The organism is Mucilaginibacter sp. 3215 (genome assembly GCF_050433785.1).
Lineage (GTDB): Bacteria > Bacteroidota > Bacteroidia > Sphingobacteriales > Sphingobacteriaceae > Mucilaginibacter.
In genome coordinates, this window is record NZ_JBNPWO010000005.1 from 382521 (window position 1) to 404754 (window position 22234).

Here is a 22234-nt window from a genome sequence, read left to right on the forward strand (position 1 = left end):
AAAACGAAAAGAAATGAAAACGAGATTATATATAAAATTAGCTTTAGCCGCGTTGGTTACCATGACGGGTTTTAGCTCATGCTTGAAGGATGATAAGCACTATGTGGATTTTGCAGGGGCAACTCCACTTGTAGAATTACCTTCTGCAGCAAATGTAGGTGGTAGTGGTGGTCTATTTCAAGCACTTGCTTTAGATATTTCAGATACTCCTATACCTGTTAACTTAATGGTTAACCTTGCCTCCCCTCATACACTTTCGTCTAATTTGACAGTTAAATTATCAGTTGATCAGGCCGCGTTGACCAAGTACAACACAGATAATGGTACAAATTATGAATTGCTACCAGCTGCTGATTATACAAGTTCTCTTACCGCTGTAATTCCGGCAGGACAGAACTCAGCAAATGTGGTAATTAATATTAAATCAAGTACAATACCAGCATCTAATACAAATTTGGTTTTGCCATTGACAATTACCGATGGTGGTGGACAGAAAATCAGTAATTATAAAACAGTTTTATTTAATGTTCAGGTAAAAAATCAATACGATGGAACTTACAGAGCCTCTGGTACAAGGGTGCATCCAGATTTAGGGCCGTTTAATTTTGATTATGACGTTACTATGGCGACATCTGGAGCTACTTCCATTACTGGAGGTGCACTAGCTGACTTGAAATCAGATTTAAAGATCACGGTTAATGCTGACAATACTGTTACTTTATCAAGCGCCGCGCAGCCATCAGTGGCATTACAAGCTGGTGGCGTGAACAAATATGATCCCGCTACTAAGACGTTTACGTTGAATTATTATTATAATACCGCTGCTCCTCGTTTGATTACCGAGAAGTTAGTAAGAAAATAGCGAGATAATCTGCTTTACAAAGACAAATGCCCGGTATTTTTCCGGGCATTTGTCTTTTATATGAACTTCGTTTTAAAATATTAGAAGACTTGGTAAACGTAGCCATGTTATAAATTTATTACAATGGAATTAAGTTGTATTCCGCTTTAATTTTTTTAACTTTTGACCTTATACATAAACCTTATATTGAAATACATGAAAAAGATATTTTTTTTCGCCCTCATCACAATTAGTAAATTAAGTTTTGGCCAAACAGTTGCTGTTAATGGCACAATAACGGATTCAAGAGGCAAACCGGTTCCCTTTGCCTTTGTAAGCGATTCCCAACACCCATATGCAACCTATTCAGATCCTAACGGCACATTCAATTTACAGGCCGATCCTGCTTCAAAATTGATTATAACGGCTAATTTTCATAACGAGGTAAAAGTTAACCTCCAAAACCCAACAAATATTAAAGTTGTGATGACCGGCGATTCGGTAAGCAATAATGCCCCTGCCGAAACAAGCAACGTTAACTTTTTTAAGATGGATGAAAATATAGTCGACCATAACGTATCTGTCAACAGGATTGGGACCGGGCAGGAAGGTTTGCACGGCAGCAGGTTTTTGTTTAATGATTGGGTACACGGCTTTGGAATAACCCCGAAAGATTCGCTCAAGCAAAGTGATGTGTACCTGTTTAATTACGACAAAGTAGCCGGAAATTTAATATTCACTCGTACAAAAAAAACGGCGATGATTGTTGTAAAAGAAGAAATAAAGGGCTTTACCCTGTTTGATGAAAACGCGCAGCCCTATGTTTTTGAAAGTGTGCCGGCTATCAACCCTAAAAAGTATGTGCAGGTTTTATCATCGGGCAAAAAATATAAGATCTACAAAGACCTTGGCACTACATTTATAAAAGCCAGTTTTTCAACCAATGGCATTACATCAAGTGGCAATAACTACGATGAATATAAAGATGAAGCTGTTTATTATATTGTAAAAGTGGGTGGTCAGCCACAAAAGGTGGAACTGAAAAGCAGGGCCATAAAAGCTGCTTTTCCTGCAGATGCCGATAAGGTGAAAAAGTTTTTTTCGGATAATGAAGGAGATGTTGATGAAAATTATCTGAAGGCACTTGGGGATTATTTGAACCAGTGAGAATAATAAATTATTTCCTCATGACTGTAAAGCCAATCCAAAAGAAGATATAAAGATGTGGCTCCAAAATTCCATAAAGCCGATTTTTCGACAAATGGCATTGCCTCAACAGGAAATAACTACGATGAATATATAGATCAGAATTTTTATTACGTTGTAAAAGAGGGCGGGCAACCCGTTAAATTGCTATTGAAAAAGAAAGCTCTTAAAGAAGTGTTTGCCGCTGATGCCGATAAATTGAACAAGTTTATGTCAGTAGCAGGTTCAGGAGATATTGATGAAAATTATTTGAAACAGTTAGGCGACGCGATGAATAAGTAATTATTTTCCCTATTGTAATAAAGCCCGGGTCATATATGTGAACCGGGCTTTGTGTTTTTTTAAGAAGTTCTTCTATGGTTTAATTCTGAGTTTATTAATCAGATATATAAACTATGAGATATCCAAATTGCCATTAAACACAAATGATGTACCGTTTGCTCTATAAATGGTTACGGAAACATGATATATAGTTCCTCCTACTAAACTATAAGTCCCTGAGCCAAAACCACCAGACATGCCTTGTTCAATGCCTTCTTTAAATACTTTAGTAATAGAAATGTTACCGTTAGTCCCATAAACATCATATACAATAGTATTATCAGCCGGATCCGGAACCGCACCTACAAATTTAGGTGCCTGGGGCGTTGCCGGTGTTGGAGTAGGGTAACTTATAGAAGCTAAAGCCCAATGTGAGCCGGTTGTCACCCTAATGAGTTTGCCTGTAACAGTCACATAGCCTCCCATTCCACTTGTATACGAGTCTTTTATATAATCCGATGCTAAAGGAACCTGGCCCTGGCCGCCAAGTTTTTCGTAATTGTCACGGGCCTTCATGTAATTATCAACGTCCTTTTGAAAAGCCTGGAGATCAGGCAAAGCTATTGTGCCTATTGATAAAATAAAGAAGTCCTGTCCGGCTGAAACGCTTGATGAAATCATATTCCCATTACTATAAACGCCATATGAGGCATCCAAGCCAGGTATTCCGTTTACCAATGCCGGGTACGCCGCCTGGTTCCAAACAGGTGTTCCTATCACTTTTACCTCTGCCCCCGACCATACACCCTTATAGGTATCAAAATTTTCTCCCGGCTGTCTTGGTTGTAGTGCCAGATCGGCATAGGTATAGGTTGGCTGTGTAGTATTCACCTTTGTGCTTTTCCCTGTGCTGCTTTCGTCATTAACAGGTTTAAACGAATCTTTCTTGCATGAGCTAAAACCTGCCATTAACAGCAGCATGCCCCATAATAATTGTTTTTTCATATTGATTTGTACCAATAGGTGTTTTAACGGTATTTTATAAATATTTTAATTGATAGTGTTTACGATAAATCAACAGTATTCTGCTGCGTAAGTTGAAATGTAGTACCATTAGCGCGTTTAATAGTAACAGTAACGGTATTAACATTAGGATTAGCTGTCGCGGTATATGTACCAGTGGCTGACTGTGCGTTGGTACTAATTCTGGTTATATTGCTGTTTAAACCGTATAAATAATAAACGGTATTAGAGTTTGATGGGTCAGTAACAGCACCAAGCAGGTGCTCTGCTATAATCGGTTTAGGTACTTTGTAATCGCCATTGGCGATTGCCCATTTTGATCCGGTTGTTATTGTGATGAGTTTACCGGAGGTGGTTATTATGTTTCCATCAGAACCCGTATAAGTAGATTTTATATAATTTGACATAATAGGTTGTGAATCTGTAGGCATTCCGGATTCCGCCCAGACTTTCCAATCAATAACATATCTATGAAGGTCGCCATGTACAGCTGAATAGTCAGTAAAGGTTTGATGAATTGTTGTTACCACAAATGTTTTACCTAACGTAGGGCTCTCATCAGTCACAAGTGAACTAATGTTATTAGGCCCGGGTATACTTACAGATCCAAATGCAGGAATACCTTCGCGAAAGGTAGGGTATTGTCTGGAATCATAATATAAACCCGACACAACTAACTGTGCTTCCCCAAAAGTTGCAAAATAAGTACCAGGGGTGTTGGGGTAAGGTTGTAACTCGACATAGTTGGGTGCTGCCACATCGGTTTTGATTGTTTTAGAAGCGTTGGCTTGGTTACTTCCAAAATCGCTTTTCTTGCAAGCTGTAATTCCACTTAATAATAGGGCGGCGCCCCATAATAGTTGTTTTTTCATATTGATTTGTGATATTTTTCTATAAATATATAAATCAATATATTTCGCGCCAATAGGTGTTTTAACGGTATTTAATAAATATTTAATTGATAGTATTAAAAGTGATTGCTTTAATATTAAATTAATGTAATTATTTTTTATCCACGCTATATTTCCCTGGCCCAATAAATATCAAACCGGCAAACATAATGGCGTCTTCAATGGCATGAGCGGCACCGCCCAGCCCGTCGCCGGTACCCAGGTGCATTAAGGCCGCAACTATAAGGTTGATAAGCATCAGGATACAAACCGGCCTGAATGCCAGCCCGATGATCAGCAGAAAGCCTCCAAAGCATTCTGTAACTGCTGCAAGTAATCCCCAAACTACCGGCCAGAAATGGATTCCTACATATTTCATTGATTCGCCAATATCTTTCCAGTTTTGGGTACCACCCATCAGTTTGGGATAGCCATGATAGATAAACATAATACCCAACCCGATGCGGATGACCAGAAGTCCAAGATTTTTGTAATTGCTTAAATTGCCTAAAAGTGCCATTTAAAGATATTTTGTTGATATGAGGGCTTAAGGTAATAAAAATGTTGGAGGGTAGTAAAATATGGGACTTAATTCCCAGGGAAATCGCGTTTAAAATAATTCGATCTGTTTTACTAATCTCATACTGAGAAATTTTTACACTAATGCATTGCAAGTTCTCTACAATTAATCGAATTACACGAATCTTAACTTAATTCAATTCGTGTAATTTGATTAATACGTAAAAATTAGTGTCAAAATTTCTCAGTTATTGTTTTTCAATCCACATGTGGTTAAAAGCGATTTTCTTGACTTAATTCCGTTTTTGAACGGACATAAGCTTCTTAATGGGAGCTACGCAGTTCTGCGCTTTTTCTTCCTTAAGTTAACGGCTACCCAGCTCCGGCTTATCAACGAATTAGGTAACCCTGAGTTCTTGTTAAATTGTTGATTGTTAGTAATTTGTATATTAAAAATCGAAATTGTGTTAACCCTGTTAACCCCCTTTTAGCCCCCGAGTTAACGGCTATGTACTCGCATAAAAAGAATCGTGCTTGCCTGCTTTTTTGATTGTGGCTCATAGCCGGTGCTTCTCAATCTACCATATTCAAACTATTGTGCTTATATTACTATCTCCAAACAGCCCGTATGAAAGCAAGCCTTACTTTATCCTTATGTGTTTTTTCGTTACAAGCATTGGCGCAAAAAAACCCGCTGCGCCAGCATGTAAATGCTAAAGCCGATGCCTTGCAGGAGCAGGTAACAACCTGGCGGCGTGATTTTCATGAACATCCTGAATTGGGTAACCATGAGGTGCGCACCTCAGCCATTATCGCAAAGCATTTACAATCATTAGGTATTGAGGTAACAACCGGTATAGCTACTACCGGTGTGGTTGGGGTGTTGAAAGGCGGGCATCCGGGCCCGGTTGTGGCTCTGAGGGCGGATATGGACGGGTTGCCGGTTATTGAGCGTACGCCTGTGCCGTTTGCATCTAAAGTAAAAACTACTTATAACGGACAGGAGGTTGGCGTGATGCATGCCTGTGGACACGATTCGCACATGGCCATACTCATGGCGGTTGCGCGGGTGCTATCGTCAATGAAAGCAGACTTGCACGGAACCGTAAAATTCATTTTTCAACCCGCCGAAGAGGGTGTTGAACCCGGACAAAAAGGCGGGGCCGAGCAAATGGTAAAGGAGGGTGTGCTGGAAAACCCCAAAGTGGATGTGGTTTTTGGCCTGCACATTAATTCTCAAACGGAGGTTGGCAAAATAACCTATCGGCCGGGCGGCACCATGGCAGGGGTTAATGATATGCAGATCATCGTAAAAGGTAGATCGGCCCACGGGGCCTATCCATGGTCGAGCGTTGACCCTATCATAACCTCTGCCCAGATCATCAATAACCTGCAAATCATAGTGAGCCGCAATATCAATATAACCGAAAACCCGGCAGTGGTAACTATAGGTGCTATAAAAGGCGGTAACCGCTCAAACATTATCCCCGAATCGGTTGAAATGCTGGGTACCCTCCGCTCCTTTACCCCTGCCGACGAAAAATTACTGATTGCGCGGGTAACAGAAATAGCCACTAAGACTGCCGAAGCGCAGGGAGCAACAGCTACGGTAAAAATACCCTACAGCAACCACTATCCTGTAACTTATAACGATCCCGCGCTTACCCAGAAAATGCTGCCGAGCCTGCAGCAAACTGCCGGTGCCGCTAATGTGCTGTTGCGCCCGCCTGTAACCGGTGCCGAAGATTTTAGCTTTTACCAGGAAAAGGTACCGGGCTTGTTCATATTTTTGGGCGGTATGCCAAAGGGAGGCGATCCGTTGAAAGCACCATCGCACCATACACCCGATTTTTATATTGATGAAAGCGGCTTTAGTTTAGGTGTAAAAGCTTTGTGCAATATGACTATTGATTACATGAACAGCAAAAGATAAGTTAAATGTCACCCGATGACTCTTTTTTATTGCTGCTGAAACAATAGTGATCAAAAAGTATTTTTACAACGGCTTATTCGTATATTGAACGGCCTTAATAGCATAGTGTGAAATTGTTAAGATCATGAAAAAGCATTTACTACCCCTTTTATGCCTGTGCGTGTTTATGAGCAGTTTGCCTGGTATTGCAGTTTCGGCAAAAATGATGCTGCCTGCCGATACGGTAGCTAAATTAAAGCCCGAGGTGCGCCAGGTTGTTGAAACAGTAATAAAAGCTTCCGGCACTTTCAGCATCGAAGCGGTATCTGATCTTTACGCTCCTAATGCAGTAGTGGCCGATGAACAGCCTCCTTTTTCGTGGAACGGGCAACTAGCTGGTGTACAATGGATAAATTCCGTACAAAAAGCGGTTAAGGATTTTAAGATTAGAGATTTTAAAGTTGATCTGCAGCGCATTAAAACTTTTCAGCAAACGGAGGAAATAGTTTACCTCGTAGCCCCCGTGGAATATACCGGCCTTGTGAACGGCGAGCATTTTGAAGAACAAGGGGCTTTTTCGTTCGTATTGCGGATCGTGAGCGGTAAATGGCTCATTAAAAGCCAGGCCTGGGTGCCGCGCAACGGCATGTAAAATGCCTCCTGTATTATAAACACTGCTACTTTTGCAATCTGAATTTAAAATTAAGGTTGACAAAATTTCCGCTTCAGCAAAGACGCGGGTTTTATTTATAACTTAGCTTTCATGAACGCTATCCTGCATATATTAAATGGCGATGCCGCGTTAGATGGTTTTGATCAAACCGGGCTCGACGGGGATGTTATGGTTTGGCGCGAGGTGTTTTCTGAAGGTCCTTTACAGGAAAATATCCTTTCAGGAAGTTTCTGGAGCGCGCGGCGCGATTGGATTGGGAGAACATTCGATGCCCCGGCAGATGAATATCAGCATAAAGTGATAGATGAGCTTGGCAAACTAAACAGCCGGTATACCGAGATTAACCTGTGGTTTGAATTTGATTTGCATTGCCAGGTAAACCTGCTGGGTGTATTGGAAATGCTTTCGCTAAAAACCGATATGTCGGCCCCGGCCATTTACCTCATTTGCCTGGCCGATTGTGTTCAGTTTGATAATAAGAAAGGCCTGGGTGAATTAACCGGCGAACAATTTGAAGAATTGTATGATGCCCGCGAGCGCCTGAACGAATGGGAGCTCGGCCTGGCCGCCGATGCCTGGAGGCTATATGTTAATAATGACCTCGCCGGGTTAGAAAAATGGCTCAACGAAAATACCTTTTGGGGCGGCCTCCCGCTGCTTAAGCCTGCACTACAGGCACACCTTAAACGGATGCAAACCAATGCGGATGGGTTGAGCTATATCGAACAAAAACTACTGGATATTTATAATAACGGCGCTAAAACCAAAACGGCCATTTACCACGCCTTTTGGAAAAATGAAAGTATTTTTGGCCTGGGCGATAGCGAGATCGATATCTATCTCAATAAACTGAAGGAAAAAGGGTTGATTGAGTTATAAGTTGTGTAATTTCCTGACTGAGCAGAGAGGGGCTGAACATTGGGGCGAAAGCGAGATCTTATACGCCCGGCTTAAACGCATTGCGTACCCGCCTGCTTATAGTACATAAGATCTCTCACCCGGTCCTCGTTTCGAAATGACAACGGGATATTAAAGCATTACGGCACCGTGACCGCTATCGTTGGCGACCTTTCACTCTCATTCTTCATCCTATCTAATGCTGTGACTACATAAAAATAAGTTTTACCCTTAATAACAGTATTATCATCATACCCCAGTGTGGGATCATATTTGATTTTGAGAATGTTTTTAGGGTTGTCGATGTCTATCTTTTCACCATCGTTAAAGCGGTAGATCACGTACCCATAAACCGGCTCTTCGTCTTTAGCTAAAGTTGGAGTAAGCCACCTTACCACTACACTTTTACCCACGGCTTTAGCCGTAACCTGCTGAGGGGCATTAGGCGGTATCGAATCGCGCCATAGCATTACCGGCGGCAACGCAGGATATTGGTAATAATTGTCACGCAACGAGTCGGTAAAGCCAAGCGGGTTGCTGGTGAGTGAGTTGGAACTAAAGTAAACACTGCCCTGCACCCTTGGGTTGTTACGAATAAGTTCTATTTGCTGAGGTAGCTGAGCCGGGTTTCTGAAAGCCTGAACCTTGCGCTCGTTGATGCGGTAAGCCGCCTGGCCTACATACAAATGCCTGCCATAAGTATTGTCGCCCCACCAGTCGAGCAGCTTTTGAAAATCGGCGGCACGGTTGCCTATCTGCCAGTAAAGCTGCGGATTAATATAATCTATCCAGCCTTCTTTTACCCATTTGCGGGTATCGGCATAATTTTCATAATATGATGAGCCGCCATTAGTTTCAGACCCTTCCTCATTTTGCGCTTTATTAGCCCAGATGCCAAAAGGGCTCACACCAAATTTCATGTTAGGATCATGCGCATGAACGCTATCGGCAATCATATGTATCAGCAGGTCCACATTGTGACGGCGCCAGTCTTTAATATTATCGTAACCCTCACCGTACTTTCTAAATGTTTCCTCGTCGTTTATTTTTTGACCGGCAATGGGATATGGATAAAAATAATCGTCCATGTGTACGCCGTCTATGTCGTAATTATCCACAACATCCAGTATTACCTGTACAATATAGTCGCGCACTTCGGGCAGGCCGGGGTTAAAAGTTTTAATGCCGCCGTAGGTAAAGAACCATTCAGGCTTTATTTTGGTAATATGCTGCGGACTAAGCGCTGCAAAGTTGCCGTCAAAAGTAGCGCGGTAAGGGTTAAACCAGGCGTGCAGCTCCATGCCGCGTTTATGTGCTTCGGTGATGGCAAATTCAAGCGGGTCATAATTAGGGCTGGGGGCCTGACCCTGTTTACCGGTTAAATATTTCGACCAAGGCTCACGGCTTTTGGCATAAAATGCATCGGCAGCGGGCCGCACCTGCAGCATAACTGCATTGATCCCGGTTTCCTGGTGCGAATTTAATATATCGATAAGCTCTTGTTTCTGCTTTTCTGAAGGAGATTTGGAGTTGGTTGGCCAGTCGATGTTAACCACTGTGGCTATCCATACTCCCCTGAATTCGCGTTTGGGCTGCATTTTTACATCAACCGGTGCCGGTACAAGATCGGCCGGCTGCGCATTAACTGTTAAACTTGCAAACAGGATTATAATCAGAAGTATGAACCGTTGGTATATATGCATCAAATAGAATTAAATTGAAAGTTGCAAAGATATAAACTCATAACGTAGCAGGTTTATTATGAAGTATAAAAATTGAAGCCTTATTGTGTTTTAAACATTTTGTAGTTATTTTAGCTCAACGCCTAAAACAATTGATGTAATAATTTTTTAAAAAATCATATTTTTAGTGTTTTAACGTTCAATATGTTAACCATTAAGGATAAACGCATCTGTATATACTTGCAGGAAAGCGCTTTACATCAATTAACAGTTGATATTTCGTTAAAAACTAAACACTATAGCTAAGCTTTTGTTATACCACTTGCTTAACTATGCTAAAACTTAACATTTAATTGCTATGGAAAACCAATCTGGGCAACAACAACCTAAGAAAAACTCAAACGTCATTTATTTTCTTATTGTAGTAGTGCTTGCTTTATTGGGTACCGATGTGTATCTGTACCTGCAAAAAAACAACTCCGATAAAAAAATAGTTTATCAGCATGATGAGCAAACAAGGCTGCAAACCGAGCTCGACAGTCTTGAATCGCAGGTTGAACAGGTCACTGCAGGCAAAGCCAAGATGACCGCGGCACTAACCGCCAAAAACGATTCGTTAAAATCTACCATTAAAGTTTTGAGGGCCAAACTGGCCAAAGGTAAACTTACCGCACAAGAACTTGCCAAAGTACAGGAGGATGTAAAACAACTCCGTTATTTTGTAACCAAGTATACTGCCGACATTGATGAGCTCAAAAAACAGAACACATCGCTCACCACCGAAAGGGATACTTTAAAAACCAATTTGGCAACGGTTGCCAAAAAGGTGGATACGCTATCCAAACAAAATGAAGACCTTGGCGCTAAAGTGAAAGTAGCCCAGGCGCTTAAGCTGGCAACATCAGATGTGGTGGCCTATAAAATAAAAGGCAGCGGAAAAGAGGTTGATGTAACCCGTGCAAACCCAGCCAAAAAACTGAAGATTAACTTCACTGTGGCCAGCAATACTTTGGCTACAAAAGCTATGCATGATATTTATGTACGCGTCATTGATCCAACCGGAAACCTGATTACAGCACCTGATTCAGGAACTTTCAGCGCCGATGGCCAGGACCTGCAATACACCTACAAAACATCCATTGATTTTAAGGATGATGGCACACAATACACCATCGACTGGATAAACCCAACCCTGCCATTCCAGAAAGGTACTTATACCATTATGCTTTATGCTGATGGCGGCACCATGGGTAAAACAGGTGTAACGCTTAAATAATTATCGGCACTAATTTTTTCGAATTAAGTCGAATTTCACGAATAAAAAGGAGAGGCCAGGTTTGCATAGCAAACCTGGCCTCTTTGTGTTTGATATTCTAAAAGCACGTTATTGCAATAACGATGGAATTATGGATTATTCCAATTCGTGTAATTCGACTTAATTCGAAAAATTAGTGATCATTACATCTTCATTAATGCCGGGCTTATCCTTAAATAAACTTCAAAGCCAACAGGCGTGTTACCATAAAGCGGCTTTAACGCCGATGGTGAAACATTGAGCGTAGCCTGTACACCGCCAGTAACATTGGTGTTTTTGAAGCTGCTCAAAATCCGGTTTACGCCCAGGGTTAAAGCATTGATATTAAAGTTGGGGTTAAGCGGATAGGCATCGTGCATGTCCAGTTCTTCGGCATCTTTTTGCACAAATTCATATCTGCCATAAACAGCGGTTTTGTTGAGCTGTAAAGTATTCTCTAATAAAACAGACGGCTGCGTTTTATGATTGTCCGAATAATGGTTTTGCCCGTAAACCAGTGTAGTTGCTACGTAGCTGTTTTTGTTCAGCATTTTGGTATGGATGGCCGATGCAGTGAACCTGTTTACGTTTTGCCCCGGCTCGGCTTCTTCCGCGCTGTGGATCCATCCGTCTGATACTTGCAGCGCCCACTCTTTGGATGGATTATAGGATAAACGGGCCGAGTATGAGTCAAACCGCATTTTATCAAAATCATAGCGGTGCTCATCCGGCTCGCGGCCGGTAAATATGGACCCCTCCAGCTTTACATTTTTTAAGCGGAAGCCCAATGTTGCAACACCAAAGGTGATATGTGTAGCATCCTGGTAATGATGACCAAGCGGCGCATCGGGGTCATTGATGGCCGAAAGGCGGTGCATAAATACCGGCGGACCTAAAGCCGGCTCTCCCGGGTAACCGAACGAGAGATACAGGTCAGCATCCTTAGCCACGCGCTGGGTATAAGCTATACTCAACTCGGCAAAAAGATCGTGTGGGTGCTGTTTGTCGACCAATTTTTGTCCTTTGTAGGATTCGCCGGTTTGATACAGGAGCGGATAGCCGCCGTTGCCCACTAAAAAGGGATCGAACGAGAACATGGTATTAATGGAGAACAGCCCATTATTGCCTACCTTTCGCTGGGTCATGAACATAAGCCAGTTGGGTACATCAATTCTGTTACTGCCACCTCTCTTGCCCGAATTAAACAGGTCCTGGTTGTTATAGCGCGCAAAAAAGCTACCATGTACCATGCTCATCCATTTTTTACCATGGATCATGTAGGCATACATCGGAGTTTCATCAGGCACCCACGAAGTACCTGAACCATCGCGGTTCATGGGGAGATCGCGCGAGAACTGGCTCGTCATCATCATATGGTGCATGAGCGTATCCTTTTTCATATTGCCCATATCCATAACCATAGGTTTGGTGCTGTTCATGCGCATATTCTTTTTTGTGGTATCGCTCATCTTCATATCGTGATGGTGCTGAGCGGATGCGCCCACGGCAGCCAGGCTTAGCGCAATGAACACAATATATGCTTTCATAGTAGTGTAAGTTAAAGATTAAAAAAGTTGTACTCCAGCCTGATGAGGTACATGTTTTTAGTATTCCGTTGCATATCATTATAGATAGGCGTACGGTACGAGAAATCAAGCCGGCAGGTACTGTTAAATATCAGTTGCAAAGCGGGTGCAACGTCCAGATAACTTTCGTTATGCCCTGGGTTGGTTTTGCCCAGCAGTTCACAATACAAGTTTAAATTTACCTGCTTGTAGTCGCGATAATTACGCGGCAAAAGCAAATAGCCGCCAGATAAGGTATAAGCCGCGGCATTACGTACTCTATTGGTTGAAATTTCATAGTTCCCGCTGTTATTAAACGCCCGCAAATAGCTTGCCGAACCTGAAAGTGCCAGCTTATGCAGCAACTGGGTGAAAACCACCCCGCCTTGTGCTCCGCTGTTATCCCCTTCCAAAGTGATTTCACGGTTGACTACGGGGTTGTTGATGCTTGATAGTTTAGCAAAAAATGCCCCCCTGAAATGTCGCTGAACGGTATCGATAGATAGGAACCGGTACTTGGCGTACACGCTGCCACCTTCAAAGTGCTGGCTCGAATTATAATAATCAGACATGTAAACCGAGCCATGCACCATCAAATGCCGGCTAACACCATACATGGCCTCAATAGTACTGCGGTTTTTGTACGAAGGCTTAAAGTATCCCTGGTTTTCCACGCGGATGCCCAATGAGCCGGTTGCCATATTGCTGGCCGGTTCCGTATTTACATACAGTTCCTGCGCCAATACAGGGCGTGCCATTGCCATAAGGCAAGCAGCCAATAATATCCTCTTCATAAAAAATGATGTTAAATGAAGAATTTAGATAGCTAAATGATAAACGCGGCCACTTGCAGGGGCAGTATCGGTAACCTGGCCAAGGTATTTTTTTGATACCGATTTGGGTGCGAAACCATTGTCAACCACGGTAAAGCTCACATCGCCGGTAAATGATTTATCGGCAGCGTTAAGCAGGCGGTAAGTATCGCCCCCGTAGTTAAATGTATTCTCGGCAACTTTGGTATTGGCAAAATTATAAGTGGCTTTTAAACTGTTAACCGAAAATCCCGAGCCCTGAACCTTTTTGCTGATCTGCTCGAAATTTACCGGCACGTCATTTTTAAAGGTAATGAGGTAAGTGTTACGGATCAGATCAGTTTTGATCTCGCCAATAAACGGCAGTGTGCGTAATGCTTTTTCGGTTGATTTGGCGCACAGGGCGCAGGTAAGACCGCTAACCTGGAGTTCGGCTTTGGTAAATTGGGCTTTAGCTGCTGTTACTGAAAGCGCAAATATGATGATGAATATTTTTAAAGTTTTCATGTTGATCGTGTAATTAATTGTTAGAGAATAAACTATTGATAAGGTTTACCGGGTTTAACAATTAACAGATCAAATGCGGAAGATACAGTTGCGGATAAATGTGGCGATGCCCTGAACCGATGGGTCGGGAGGGCTGCGGTCATAAAATTTGTCGGAAGAAGAAGATGGCAAGGCCGGAAACAGGCTATCGAACGACCAGCTTGGCAATTCAAAGCCAAACATCTTTGCTAAAAACGAAGTTGATTCGCCCTGGTGAGCGTCTTTTACTTTTACTTCAACCTGTTTATCCTTGCAGCATTTCATTTTGCCGCCTTTTTGGTCCATTTTGCAGTTAACCGCTGGGGCATCAATTTTTACAGATGCTACATAGTCGCCGCAAATATGGAAATTAAGAGCAAAGCCCAATACTGTAACTGTATACAGCATAGTGAGTAATATCGCTCCTGATCTTTTTACCATACTGCAAAAGTAGGTGATTAACTTGTTGATTACAAAATGTTTTTATCAGCTGGAACAACGCATTGTTTAACAAATGTGCAAATAGTGATTTTGGCATATACAAAAAAGCCCCGGCTTTGTGCCGGGGACTTCCTCTTTAAACTATTAACTGATCTTATTATTTATTCACTGTGTTACTGGGCAGCTTGTTTAGCCTGCTCCTTCATTTTTTCGTTTGCCACAATGGTGATCTCAACCCTGCGGTTTTGTGCGCGGCCATCGGCAGTGGTATTATCGGCAATTGGTTCGCTTTCGCCTTTACCGGTCACTGTCATACGTGATGAAGCTACATTACCCGCAACTAAATATGATTTTACAGCATCCGCCCTCTTTACTGAAAGTGTTTGATTATAACTGTCAGATCCGGTATTATCGGTATGGCCGATGATGGTAATGTTAGTTTCAGGGTTTTTTTGTAACGACGCTGCAAGGTTTTGCAGGTTAGTTTGAGCGGCAGATTTCAAATCTGATTTATCGGTATCGAATAAAATACCTGAATCAAATTTAACCAAGATGCCTTCGCCTTCGCGGGTTACTGTGGCGCCCGGCACGGTTTGTTTAATTTCGGCAGCTTGCCTGTCCATGTTACGGCCGATAAAAGCACCTGCGGTACCACCTACAGCACCACCTATAATAGCACCTAAAGCGGTATTACCGGCAGCTTTACCAATAAACGCACCTACTGTACCACCGGCACCTGCGCCAATAGCAGCACCTTTTTGTGTTTTTGTAAGTGAATTACATCCTGAGCCTAATATGCCTGCTGTAGCTAATGCTATACCAAGGGTGGCTACTTTTAATTTAAGCGTTCTCATCGTACTTGTATAATTATGTTATACCGTACTTTTTACAAAGCAGATGCCAAAAAAAGCGGATGGCAGTATTATGCACCGCTTCTATTAAAAGAATATCCCCCATCAATCATAGCAACATTTTTTTAATGATAAGTAAAGTTAATTTCAATGAAGTAAAGAATACAGTAATATTGATTTTTGCAACACTGCCCGATTTTTAGTACAAAGCAGCAGTAAAATTTTTGCTACAGTACAATTTGGCATGCCTTTTTGCAGTTTTAGGAAATTACTATCAGTGTAGCCGGGAAAATAAGTTTAAAGGTACTTCCTTTATCTTTTTCAGAAATTACATTGATTTCAATATCATGAAAGGCCGCTATTGATTTTACAATAGGCAGGCCCAATCCAAAGCTGTCTTGTTGTAATGACTGTCTGAATTTTTTAAAGCGGTTAAAGATCAGCGGGATGGCGTCTTCATCAATACCAATGCCAGTATCAGCTATACTGATCATATATTTATCATTTACAGTAATGCCTGTTACCTTAATGCTGCCGCCTTCATGATTGTATTTAATAGCATTGTTAATAAGATTAAAGAACAGGTTAAAGAGTAAAAATTTATTGATGTTGACAAAATGCCAGTTGTCTGGCATCAACATTTCGTAGCTGATGTTTTTATCCTGCAGACGAATGGAGATCTCGTCGTAAACCTCCTGTAATAGTTCGGATACCGATACCTTGTCTTCTTTTAAAAACTGTTCGTTCTCTATCTGCGAAATGAGCAGCAGCGTTTTCGTAATGCTCTTCAACCGGTTCAGGATCTTTTGCATCTCCAATAACCTGCCTTTAAGCTCATCGTTGATATCCTCCTCCTCAAACATATTTTCGATTTTTGATTGAAGAATAGAGATAGGTGTCATAAGCTCATGCGATGCGTTGGAAATAAACTCCCGCTCTTTATGAAATTTATCCGCAATGGTTTCAATCATGTTATGGATACTGATATCCAGGTGCTGAAAATCTGATGTGGTAGTACGTACCTGCCGGTAGGTATGAAAATTAGGGAATTTTTGCCCTACAAGCTTGGTTTTAATAATAAGCCGTAAAGGCTTAAGTACGTAGGTTGAATATACCTGGTCGGCCAGTACGGTAAGCAAAATCATTCCCAGCAATACCTGGAAAGCTATATTTTGCAGCGGGACGCTGGTTTCATCCAAAGTATCTACACTTTTGCCAATTTCCAGCAGGTAATTTTTGTTCTTAACCTTAAAGGTATGGCTTAATATGCGATACTCTAAAGTATCCCCCTCACTAAAAAGGCGCTTACCTCTTTTTATAGTATCCAGGAAATAATCGGGATCAACTTCGTCCAGGCTGATATATTCTTCCTTAAGCGGCAGGTAGCTGCCGTAGCCTTCGCCGTTTTCGATATAGGTTTCAATGCCCTTGCTTTTTACAATTTGCAGCAGCTTGTTTTTTTGTTTGATAAGCTTGCTGTCGACATAATTACGGCTGATATTTTTGATCAATACAGGAACAAGCAATACAAACAGTATCACGATAACCAGCTTGGAGATGGCGTTGAAAAGGGTAAGTTTTGTTCCTAATTTCAAATACTCAGGCGTTGATCTTTATTTTATAACCCAAACCACGTACCGTTTCCAGCCAGTCGGGCGGGGCATAGGCATTTAATTTTTTACGGATATTTTTAATATGCGCGTCAATATAATTGCTGTCATAGTCATTATTCACCACGCTGCCCCAGATATGCTCGCTCAGCTGCATGCGGGTAAGCGTACGGTTTTTATGTAAAATTAAATAGGCTATGAGGTCAAATTCTTTTTTGGTAATGGTATTAACAACGCTGTTATAATAGGATATAGTACGTGCGGTAAGGTCGATCAGGAAACCACCCAGTTCAACAATGTTATTTTTAACACCAAACTTACGCCTGATGATGGCCTGCATACGGCTTTGCAGCTCAAGCAACGAAAAAGGCTTAGGCAGATAATCGTCGGCGCCAAGGTCGAGGCCTTTAATCCGGTCGTTGATCTCTGCGCGGGCGGTGAGTATAATACATGCCGCCTCCGAATTAGTCTTTTTTGATTCCCTGAGCAGGTCAAGGCCGTCATAATCGGGCAGGCCCAGGTCTATCAATATAAAATCATAAAGGTTTGTGGCAATTTTTTCGGATGCCGAAGTGCCGTCAAAACAAACCTCGCAGATATAGTTATAGTTTGAAAGAAAAATTTCAAGTTCGTGGGCAAGTGCTGTTTCGTCTTCTATTATTAAAACATTCATGTATTATGACTAATAAAAAACGTAGTAAAAAGTTAAATTATAAAATGACTCGCGCCGGTTAAGCAATACTCCTTCTACGTTAACAGGGATAGAATATTTGTACGAAAATTCAAACGTATAATGCGGCCGGTTATAAGCCACCGGGATTTTGAAGCTGTAATTAAGCATGTTGAACCGGCGGTTACGGCTCGCATAACGCGGGTCATATTGTATAGAAATATTGGCGGCCTCGTCCCTGAAATGATGATCAAGTGAATAGCGCTGAACAAAATTCTGCGTGCCCAGGATGAAATTAAAGGAAGGGTTAAAGGAAAGAAAATCCTGGTCGTCAAAAATGCTCCAGCTGCTTTCCCAGTATTTTGAATTGCTTATGGTTAAAAAAATGTCGTTCGATTTGCCGAAAAGATAATCAAGCACGGCACTTGTTTTCAGGTAATGCCAATCGTATGAGTTTTTAAAATTGATATCATTTGAGGAGGCCGATTTAATAACCTGCGCGGCATCCCTGGCAAAAAAGAACCGCGTATAACTTACTGAGCCTGAAAAAGCCTTCGAAAATTTGTAAAAATAACCTCCACCCAAATCAACCTCGTCAACAGGGGCATAACCCAAAACCTTAAAAGCCGACCCATATAAAAAGATACCCGACTTGGTATTATAAATCAGATCGGCAGTAACAAAAGGATATTTTACCGGGCCGGTACGGCCAAAAAACAGCACGTCGCTGCCATAACTTACCCCGGCCGAAATTGACCGTTTACGAATAATGGTGTCAGAATCGGCTACTAAGGGATGCTTACCGGCAAAAAGGCGCAAATCAGTATCCGCACCAAATACGGTGCCGCTTGCAGCCATAAAAAAAAGTAAGCAAAGGTATTTCATCAATATGGTAAATTGTTTAACCGGTTTAACTGCCATTTCTCCTCGGTATTTCGGGCGGGCGCTCCATGCCTTCGGGCCGGCGCTGCCTTTTTGGTTTGGGCTTAGGCGGTACGGCATCGTCGTCAACGGTAGCCGGCTTAGCCTGCCGCTTTGCTTTGGCTATTTCTTTTATTTTTTTCTTTTCATCCTCCAGTTGCTTTTTGGTTTTGGTAGTAGTATCAGCCGCTAATAAAGTATACGACAATGCACCCGGTTTTTTGTTACCGGCATGAGCAAGTGCATCAATGTTTTTTGTAAGGGCATTGGCAAATGATATACGTGTTGCAAATATCAATAACAGGACAATATACGCAAACCACTTTATCATTGAGGAGAAGAAAAGGTAAAAATAAGGCTCAAATAACGGTCAATTTAAATGTTTACGCCAAAATGAGAAAGGTACAACAAATAACAATTCATTTACAGGAGCACTTGTAAAAATGCCGATGCAAATGAATTATAACAGATCACAATTATGATGAAAGGTTTATGAGTGTACTTGAATGTTTGAAAGTCAGAGAGCGATATCTTTTGACGGATAAACCCGGTTTTGATCATCAATAATAACGCAGGCAACCTGGTTAAGCTGATTGATCATGTATAAGCCGGCGTTAACACCTATGGTGAGTATCGGTGTGGCCAAGGCGTCGGCAAATTCGGCAGTAGGGCTAAGGATGCTTACGCTTGTAATACCGCTAACCGGAAAACCTTTTTTAGGGTTAAATACGTTGGTGAATTTTTTATTGCTGATACTTGCATATTTTTCGGCGTTAACCGATGTAGCAAAAGCAAGATTACTGATCTCCAAATCAGCAAAGGGTTGGTTTAGCTGAGTAATGTCGGCATCAGCAACAGTCCAGGGCTGCAGGTTTGGTTGTAGGCCCCAAGCAAGCAGGTCACCGCCAAAATTGATCACGCCGCTACTTACACCGTTCATTTGCAATACATATTTAGCCCTGTCGGCAGCGTAACCTTTGCCGTTTGCGCCAAAACCTATGCGCATCCCTTTTTCTTTCAAAAAAACAGTTTGTTTAACAGTATCAAGCACTATGTTTTTGTAGCTGGCCAGTGGAAGCGTACGTTTGGCGGTTTTTACCGAAGCGTTTTCGGCTGTGGTTTCGTTAAACGCGTTATCAGCCAGGTAGGTAATATCAAAAGCGCCGTAAGTAAGTTCTGATATTTGCAGTGCCCTGTTAATGAGCCTGAATGTTTCACCATCGGCTTTAACCGGGACAACACCGGCATTACGGTTTATGTGGTTGATGCTGCTGTCATCGCTAAAAGCCGAAAGCAGTTTTTCAACCCTGTTAATTTCATCAATGGCAATGTCAATTTGCTCATCTGCCAGCAGGGGGTTATTGCCCACTACACTAATCTCAAATTTATCGCCCATTAAACGTATGTTGCGTTTGTAGACTGTTAAATTATCGGTTAAAGTTTTTATAGCCAGCATAATAATAATCTTTTAAGTATCTAAAAATGAACACACAATGCACCGTAAATTACCTTACGCGAGTTTGATCAATTACGCTACATCACTCCTTTACAAAAACTAAAGTAGCGGCGCTTTATGAAATTGAGATGAAAAAGGCTTTTTAATTAATATAATTAACTGATTTTGACATTTTTTAACACTTAAATGATAAAAAGAGTTAAAGCCGAAAAAAAACGCTAACCGAAGAGGGCAAAACTGCAGAAAGATGGAACTTGGAATTTAATAAATTTTCAGCCTGGGCGTTGTGTTGAACATCTTGAAAGTAATATAATCCATATAAAACCTGATGATGTCCGTTTTATCAGCTTGTTTTATTATCGAAAATTACGGACCAATTATCAATGATTTTCCTTTTAACGTTTAATGGCCCGTTTTTTTGGTAATTCAATTTAAGGTTTTCATAAAACAAACGCCTATAGCCCGGTAAAAACCAGGCTGTAGGCGTTTCAATAATTTGAGTAAAAATTTATTCCAGCGTTATTTGCCTCCTGATACTTTCTTCAAGCGAAATGAAGGTTTCGGTACGTTGAATGCCTCTTACACCCTGGATCTGCTCATTTAAAACTTCACGCAGGTGAGTAGTATCATGACATACAATTTTAGCAAAAATGCTCCATTCGCCGGTAGTGTAATGCAGCTCGACAATCTCTTTAATTGTTTTTAATTGCTTTACAGCTTCATTATACTGTGATCCTTTTTCGAGGTAAATACCCAGGAATGCAGTGATGTCATATCCTAATTTTTGCGGATCTACCTCAAGGCTGGCCCCTTTTATTACACCCATCTCCTCTAACTTTTTCATCCGCACGTGTATGGTTCCGCCAGAAACAATCAACTCTTTAGCTATCTCGGTGTATGGAGTGGTAGCATTTTTCATTAATATTGATAAAATCTGGATGTCAAGATTATCAATTTCTAAATTTTGAGCTTTTCTGTGGGACATAAATTTGAATATCTATATTGAAATACAAGTTTAATTAAAATTCGATTAAAAATAAAATATTTTTGTTGAAATATTTGCAAGAAATAGATAGTCCTATTAAATTTGTATCAAGCAAAAGGGAAATGCTTAATGTTCTTTAAAGTAAAAACAATGTTGGGTGGTGAAATTTTTGGCAGACACACCTCCTTGTCCCGGTGGCGGAGATCATGGAAAACCCGAAGCGGGCTAACCACTCTGTGAAGGTTCGAATCCTTCCCCAACAGCAAGTTTAAGTACAAAGTCAGAAGTCTTAAGTCAAAAGACTTAGAACTTCAGACTAACGACTTAAGGCTTACAACACTGTAGGATGGTGAAATTTTTGGCAGACACACCTCCTTGTCGCGGTGGCGGAGAAATTGGGAAACTTTTAGCAATAAAAATAACCACTCCGTGAAGGTTCGACTCCTTCTCCTACAGCTCTTCTCATAATTTAGGTTTATAATTGGTTAGTAAAGGCCCCTGCCCATCAGGGGCTTTGCTGTTTTTATAGCTTTTTTATTTTGCATTCGCCAAAATATTGTAATCAGCCTAAGTCAATTGCATAACCTTATCCGGATATCTTGGATCAAGCAGAAAAATTGTGGGGGAATAAAAAAAGTGTTTGCTTTGCAGGCAGAAATAAAAATGTCCACACTTGTCAGCTGCATACGAAACACTTGTCCGCCTGATTTTGCCTGAAGGGCTTTTGGAATACTTCGAACTTACAGATGTCCGCTCCTCTGAGAACGGCCAATTGAACATTTACCTTGAGGAAAAGAATCTTCCGCCAGCAGGCTATGACAAGCAACAACTTGAGTCGAAAGGATTCTTACCGGAGACAGCTATCCAGGATTTTCCTATCCGGGGCCATAAAGTAGCTCTTTGCATTAAAAGGCGCAGATGGGAAGTTAAAGCAAGTGGTGAGATCATCACAAGGGACTGGAACTTAGTTAGAAAAGGAGCGCGAATGACAACGGAATTCGGCACTTTTTTAAAAGGTATATTTGGATAATAACCCGATCAGCTGTCATTTGTTAGGGCGGCTTTATACAGTTGATGGCAAACAGCTACAGCAGCAATACAAAGGCTTTCTGAGCGATTTTCATAGCTGGGATCAAAAAGAACATGCAGATGAATGGATGCTGTTTGAACAAAACATAGGGCCATCGCTAAGCATAGACG

Annotated in this window: 23 protein-coding genes and 1 tRNA gene; 9 read left to right on the forward strand and 15 right to left on the reverse strand. The window is 41.5% G+C overall.

The genetic code is table 11. From position 1 onward, the window contains the following. Positions 1-13: 13 nt before the first annotated feature. From ABIC84_RS12440 to ABIC84_RS12450, 3 genes are all read left to right on the forward strand, one after another. Positions 14-862, forward strand: coding sequence for a BT_3987 domain-containing protein (locus ABIC84_RS12440; protein ID WP_429263747.1), 849 nt, complete (start codon positions 14-16; stop codon positions 860-862). A 195-nt stretch (positions 863-1057) separates the two neighbouring features. After that, a complete protein-coding gene (locus ABIC84_RS12445; protein ID WP_429263748.1) occupies positions 1058-2008 on the forward strand; it encodes a hypothetical protein in 951 nt (316 codons plus the stop codon). A 57-nt stretch (positions 2009-2065) separates the two neighbouring features. Further along, positions 2066-2329 (forward strand): hypothetical protein, encoded by a 264-nt coding sequence (locus tag ABIC84_RS12450; RefSeq protein WP_429263749.1) that lies wholly within the window; start codon positions 2066-2068, stop codon positions 2327-2329. 111 nt (positions 2330-2440) lie between these two features. Here the strand turns inward: ABIC84_RS12450 and ABIC84_RS12455 are convergent, their stop codons facing one another. From ABIC84_RS12455 to ABIC84_RS12465, 3 genes are all read right to left on the reverse strand, one after another. Beyond that, positions 2441-3313: a hypothetical protein gene (locus ABIC84_RS12455; RefSeq protein WP_429263750.1), complete on the reverse strand. Its 873-nt coding sequence runs from the start codon at positions 3311-3313 to the stop codon at positions 2441-2443. Positions 3314-3372: 59 nt separating this feature from the next. After that, positions 3373-4203: a hypothetical protein gene (locus tag ABIC84_RS12460; RefSeq protein ID WP_429263751.1), complete on the reverse strand. Its 831-nt coding sequence runs from the start codon at positions 4201-4203 to the stop codon at positions 3373-3375. A 130-nt stretch (positions 4204-4333) separates the two neighbouring features. Next, positions 4334-4741: a DoxX family protein gene (locus tag ABIC84_RS12465; protein WP_429263752.1), complete on the reverse strand. Its 408-nt coding sequence runs from the start codon at positions 4739-4741 to the stop codon at positions 4334-4336. 627 nt (positions 4742-5368) lie between these two features. Here ABIC84_RS12465 and ABIC84_RS12470 point away from each other — a divergent pair. From ABIC84_RS12470 to ABIC84_RS12480, 3 genes are all read left to right on the forward strand, one after another. Next, positions 5369-6673 carry an amidohydrolase gene (locus ABIC84_RS12470; RefSeq protein WP_429263753.1) on the forward strand — a complete coding sequence of 435 codons (1305 nt, stop codon included), beginning with the start codon at positions 5369-5371 and terminating at the stop codon, positions 6671-6673. A gap of 124 nt (positions 6674-6797) precedes the next feature. Then, a complete protein-coding gene (locus ABIC84_RS12475; RefSeq protein WP_426583725.1) occupies positions 6798-7304 on the forward strand; it encodes a hypothetical protein in 507 nt (168 codons plus the stop codon). Between the two features lie 111 nt (positions 7305-7415). Next, on the forward strand, positions 7416-8204 hold the full coding sequence (locus ABIC84_RS12480) for a hypothetical protein (protein WP_426583727.1): 789 nt from the start codon (positions 7416-7418) through the stop codon (positions 8202-8204). A gap of 158 nt (positions 8205-8362) precedes the next feature. Here ABIC84_RS12480 and ABIC84_RS12485 read toward each other — a convergent pair whose 3' ends face one another. Then, positions 8363-9925 (reverse strand): glycoside hydrolase family 10 protein, encoded by a 1563-nt coding sequence (locus tag ABIC84_RS12485; RefSeq protein ID WP_426583729.1) that lies wholly within the window; start codon positions 9923-9925, stop codon positions 8363-8365. 337 nt (positions 9926-10262) lie between these two features. Between ABIC84_RS12485 and ABIC84_RS12490 the strand changes: the two genes are divergently transcribed. Further along, complete coding sequence (locus ABIC84_RS12490) at positions 10263-11180, forward strand: hypothetical protein (RefSeq protein WP_091167247.1); 918 nt, start codon at positions 10263-10265, stop codon at positions 11178-11180. Positions 11181-11362: 182 nt separating this feature from the next. Here ABIC84_RS12490 and ABIC84_RS12495 read toward each other — a convergent pair whose 3' ends face one another. The 11 genes from ABIC84_RS12495 to ABIC84_RS12545 form a co-directional block, all read right to left on the reverse strand. Continuing rightward, entirely contained in the window at positions 11363-12745 is a 1383-nt protein-coding gene (locus ABIC84_RS12495) for a hypothetical protein (protein WP_429263754.1), read from the reverse strand. 11 nt (positions 12746-12756) lie between these two features. Then, positions 12757-13557 carry a hypothetical protein gene (locus tag ABIC84_RS12500; protein WP_426583735.1) on the reverse strand — a complete coding sequence of 267 codons (801 nt, stop codon included), beginning with the start codon at positions 13555-13557 and terminating at the stop codon, positions 12757-12759. A 24-nt stretch (positions 13558-13581) separates the two neighbouring features. Next, entirely contained in the window at positions 13582-14082 is a 501-nt protein-coding gene (locus ABIC84_RS12505; protein ID WP_090532159.1) for a heavy-metal-associated domain-containing protein, read from the reverse strand. A gap of 69 nt (positions 14083-14151) precedes the next feature. After that, positions 14152-14541 carry an HYC_CC_PP family protein gene (locus ABIC84_RS12510; RefSeq protein ID WP_091167255.1) on the reverse strand — a complete coding sequence of 130 codons (390 nt, stop codon included), beginning with the start codon at positions 14539-14541 and terminating at the stop codon, positions 14152-14154. A 173-nt stretch (positions 14542-14714) separates the two neighbouring features. Further along, a complete protein-coding gene (locus tag ABIC84_RS12515) occupies positions 14715-15395 on the reverse strand; it encodes an OmpA family protein (protein ID WP_090532155.1) in 681 nt (226 codons plus the stop codon). Between the two features lie 257 nt (positions 15396-15652). Continuing rightward, the gene (locus ABIC84_RS12520; protein WP_429263755.1) at positions 15653-16987 is read right to left on the reverse strand and encodes a sensor histidine kinase; all 1335 of its coding nucleotides are present in this window, start codon (positions 16985-16987) and stop codon (positions 15653-15655) included. A gap of 4 nt (positions 16988-16991) precedes the next feature. Beyond that, positions 16992-17675: a response regulator transcription factor gene (locus tag ABIC84_RS12525; protein WP_090532151.1), complete on the reverse strand. Its 684-nt coding sequence runs from the start codon at positions 17673-17675 to the stop codon at positions 16992-16994. Positions 17676-17684: 9 nt separating this feature from the next. Then, complete coding sequence (locus ABIC84_RS12530) at positions 17685-18593, reverse strand: hypothetical protein (RefSeq protein ID WP_139160022.1); 909 nt, start codon at positions 18591-18593, stop codon at positions 17685-17687. Next, positions 18583-18924, reverse strand: coding sequence for a hypothetical protein (locus ABIC84_RS12535; protein ID WP_090532147.1), 342 nt, complete (start codon positions 18922-18924; stop codon positions 18583-18585). The genes ABIC84_RS12530 and ABIC84_RS12535 overlap by 11 nt, the downstream gene beginning before the upstream one ends. A 186-nt stretch (positions 18925-19110) precedes the next feature. Further along, positions 19111-20049 (reverse strand): FAD:protein FMN transferase, encoded by a 939-nt coding sequence (locus ABIC84_RS12540; protein ID WP_429263756.1) that lies wholly within the window; start codon positions 20047-20049, stop codon positions 19111-19113. Between the two features lie 508 nt (positions 20050-20557). Continuing rightward, the gene (locus ABIC84_RS12545; RefSeq protein ID WP_090532141.1) at positions 20558-21034 is read right to left on the reverse strand and encodes an Lrp/AsnC ligand binding domain-containing protein; all 477 of its coding nucleotides are present in this window, start codon (positions 21032-21034) and stop codon (positions 20558-20560) included. A 151-nt stretch (positions 21035-21185) separates the two neighbouring features. On the opposite strand from ABIC84_RS12545, the gene ABIC84_RS12550 reads away from it, so the two are divergent. Both ABIC84_RS12550 and ABIC84_RS12555 read left to right on the forward strand, forming a co-directional pair. After that, positions 21186-21297, forward strand: a tRNA-Asp gene (locus tag ABIC84_RS12550). A 410-nt stretch (positions 21298-21707) separates the two neighbouring features. Then, on the forward strand, positions 21708-22064 hold the full coding sequence (locus ABIC84_RS12555) for an ISAon1 family transposase N-terminal region protein (RefSeq protein ID WP_429263757.1): 357 nt from the start codon (positions 21708-21710) through the stop codon (positions 22062-22064). The last annotated feature ends 170 nt before the right edge of the window (positions 22065-22234 follow it).

What these genes read in the sequence shown, in the direction of transcription:
- ABIC84_RS12455 (WP_429263750.1), bottom strand. Translation starts at nt 3,313, where the DNA reads ATGAAAAAACAATTATTATGGGGCATGCTGCTGTTAATGGCAGGTTTT.
- ABIC84_RS12470 (WP_429263753.1), top strand. Translation starts at nt 5,369, where the DNA reads ATGAAAGCAAGCCTTACTTTATCCTTATGTGTTTTTTCGTTACAAGCA.
- ABIC84_RS12440 (WP_429263747.1), top strand. Translation starts at nt 14, where the DNA reads ATGAAAACGAGATTATATATAAAATTAGCTTTAGCCGCGTTGGTTACC.
- ABIC84_RS12525 (WP_090532151.1), bottom strand. Translation starts at nt 17,675, where the DNA reads ATGAATGTTTTAATAATAGAAGACGAAACAGCACTTGCCCACGAACTT.
- ABIC84_RS12510 (WP_091167255.1), bottom strand. Translation starts at nt 14,541, where the DNA reads ATGGTAAAAAGATCAGGAGCGATATTACTCACTATGCTGTATACAGTT.
- ABIC84_RS12535 (WP_090532147.1), bottom strand. Translation starts at nt 18,924, where the DNA reads ATGATAAAGTGGTTTGCGTATATTGTCCTGTTATTGATATTTGCAACA.
- ABIC84_RS12460 (WP_429263751.1), bottom strand. Translation starts at nt 4,203, where the DNA reads ATGAAAAAACAACTATTATGGGGCGCCGCCCTATTATTAAGTGGAATT.
- ABIC84_RS12515 (WP_090532155.1), bottom strand. Translation starts at nt 15,395, where the DNA reads ATGAGAACGCTTAAATTAAAAGTAGCCACCCTTGGTATAGCATTAGCT.
- ABIC84_RS12495 (WP_429263754.1), bottom strand. Translation starts at nt 12,745, where the DNA reads ATGAAAGCATATATTGTGTTCATTGCGCTAAGCCTGGCTGCCGTGGGC.
- ABIC84_RS12485 (WP_426583729.1), bottom strand. Translation starts at nt 9,925, where the DNA reads ATGCATATATACCAACGGTTCATACTTCTGATTATAATCCTGTTTGCA.
- ABIC84_RS12475 (WP_426583725.1), top strand. Translation starts at nt 6,798, where the DNA reads ATGAAAAAGCATTTACTACCCCTTTTATGCCTGTGCGTGTTTATGAGC.
- ABIC84_RS12530 (WP_139160022.1), bottom strand. Translation starts at nt 18,593, where the DNA reads ATGGCAGTTAAACCGGTTAAACAATTTACCATATTGATGAAATACCTT.
- ABIC84_RS12465 (WP_429263752.1), bottom strand. Translation starts at nt 4,741, where the DNA reads ATGGCACTTTTAGGCAATTTAAGCAATTACAAAAATCTTGGACTTCTG.
- ABIC84_RS12545 (WP_090532141.1), bottom strand. Translation starts at nt 21,034, where the DNA reads ATGTCCCACAGAAAAGCTCAAAATTTAGAAATTGATAATCTTGACATC.
- ABIC84_RS12540 (WP_429263756.1), bottom strand. Translation starts at nt 20,049, where the DNA reads ATGCTGGCTATAAAAACTTTAACCGATAATTTAACAGTCTACAAACGC.
- ABIC84_RS12505 (WP_090532159.1), bottom strand. Translation starts at nt 14,082, where the DNA reads ATGAAAACTTTAAAAATATTCATCATCATATTTGCGCTTTCAGTAACA.
- ABIC84_RS12480 (WP_426583727.1), top strand. Translation starts at nt 7,416, where the DNA reads ATGAACGCTATCCTGCATATATTAAATGGCGATGCCGCGTTAGATGGT.
- ABIC84_RS12500 (WP_426583735.1), bottom strand. Translation starts at nt 13,557, where the DNA reads ATGAAGAGGATATTATTGGCTGCTTGCCTTATGGCAATGGCACGCCCT.
- ABIC84_RS12445 (WP_429263748.1), top strand. Translation starts at nt 1,058, where the DNA reads ATGAAAAAGATATTTTTTTTCGCCCTCATCACAATTAGTAAATTAAGT.
- ABIC84_RS12490 (WP_091167247.1), top strand. Translation starts at nt 10,263, where the DNA reads ATGGAAAACCAATCTGGGCAACAACAACCTAAGAAAAACTCAAACGTC.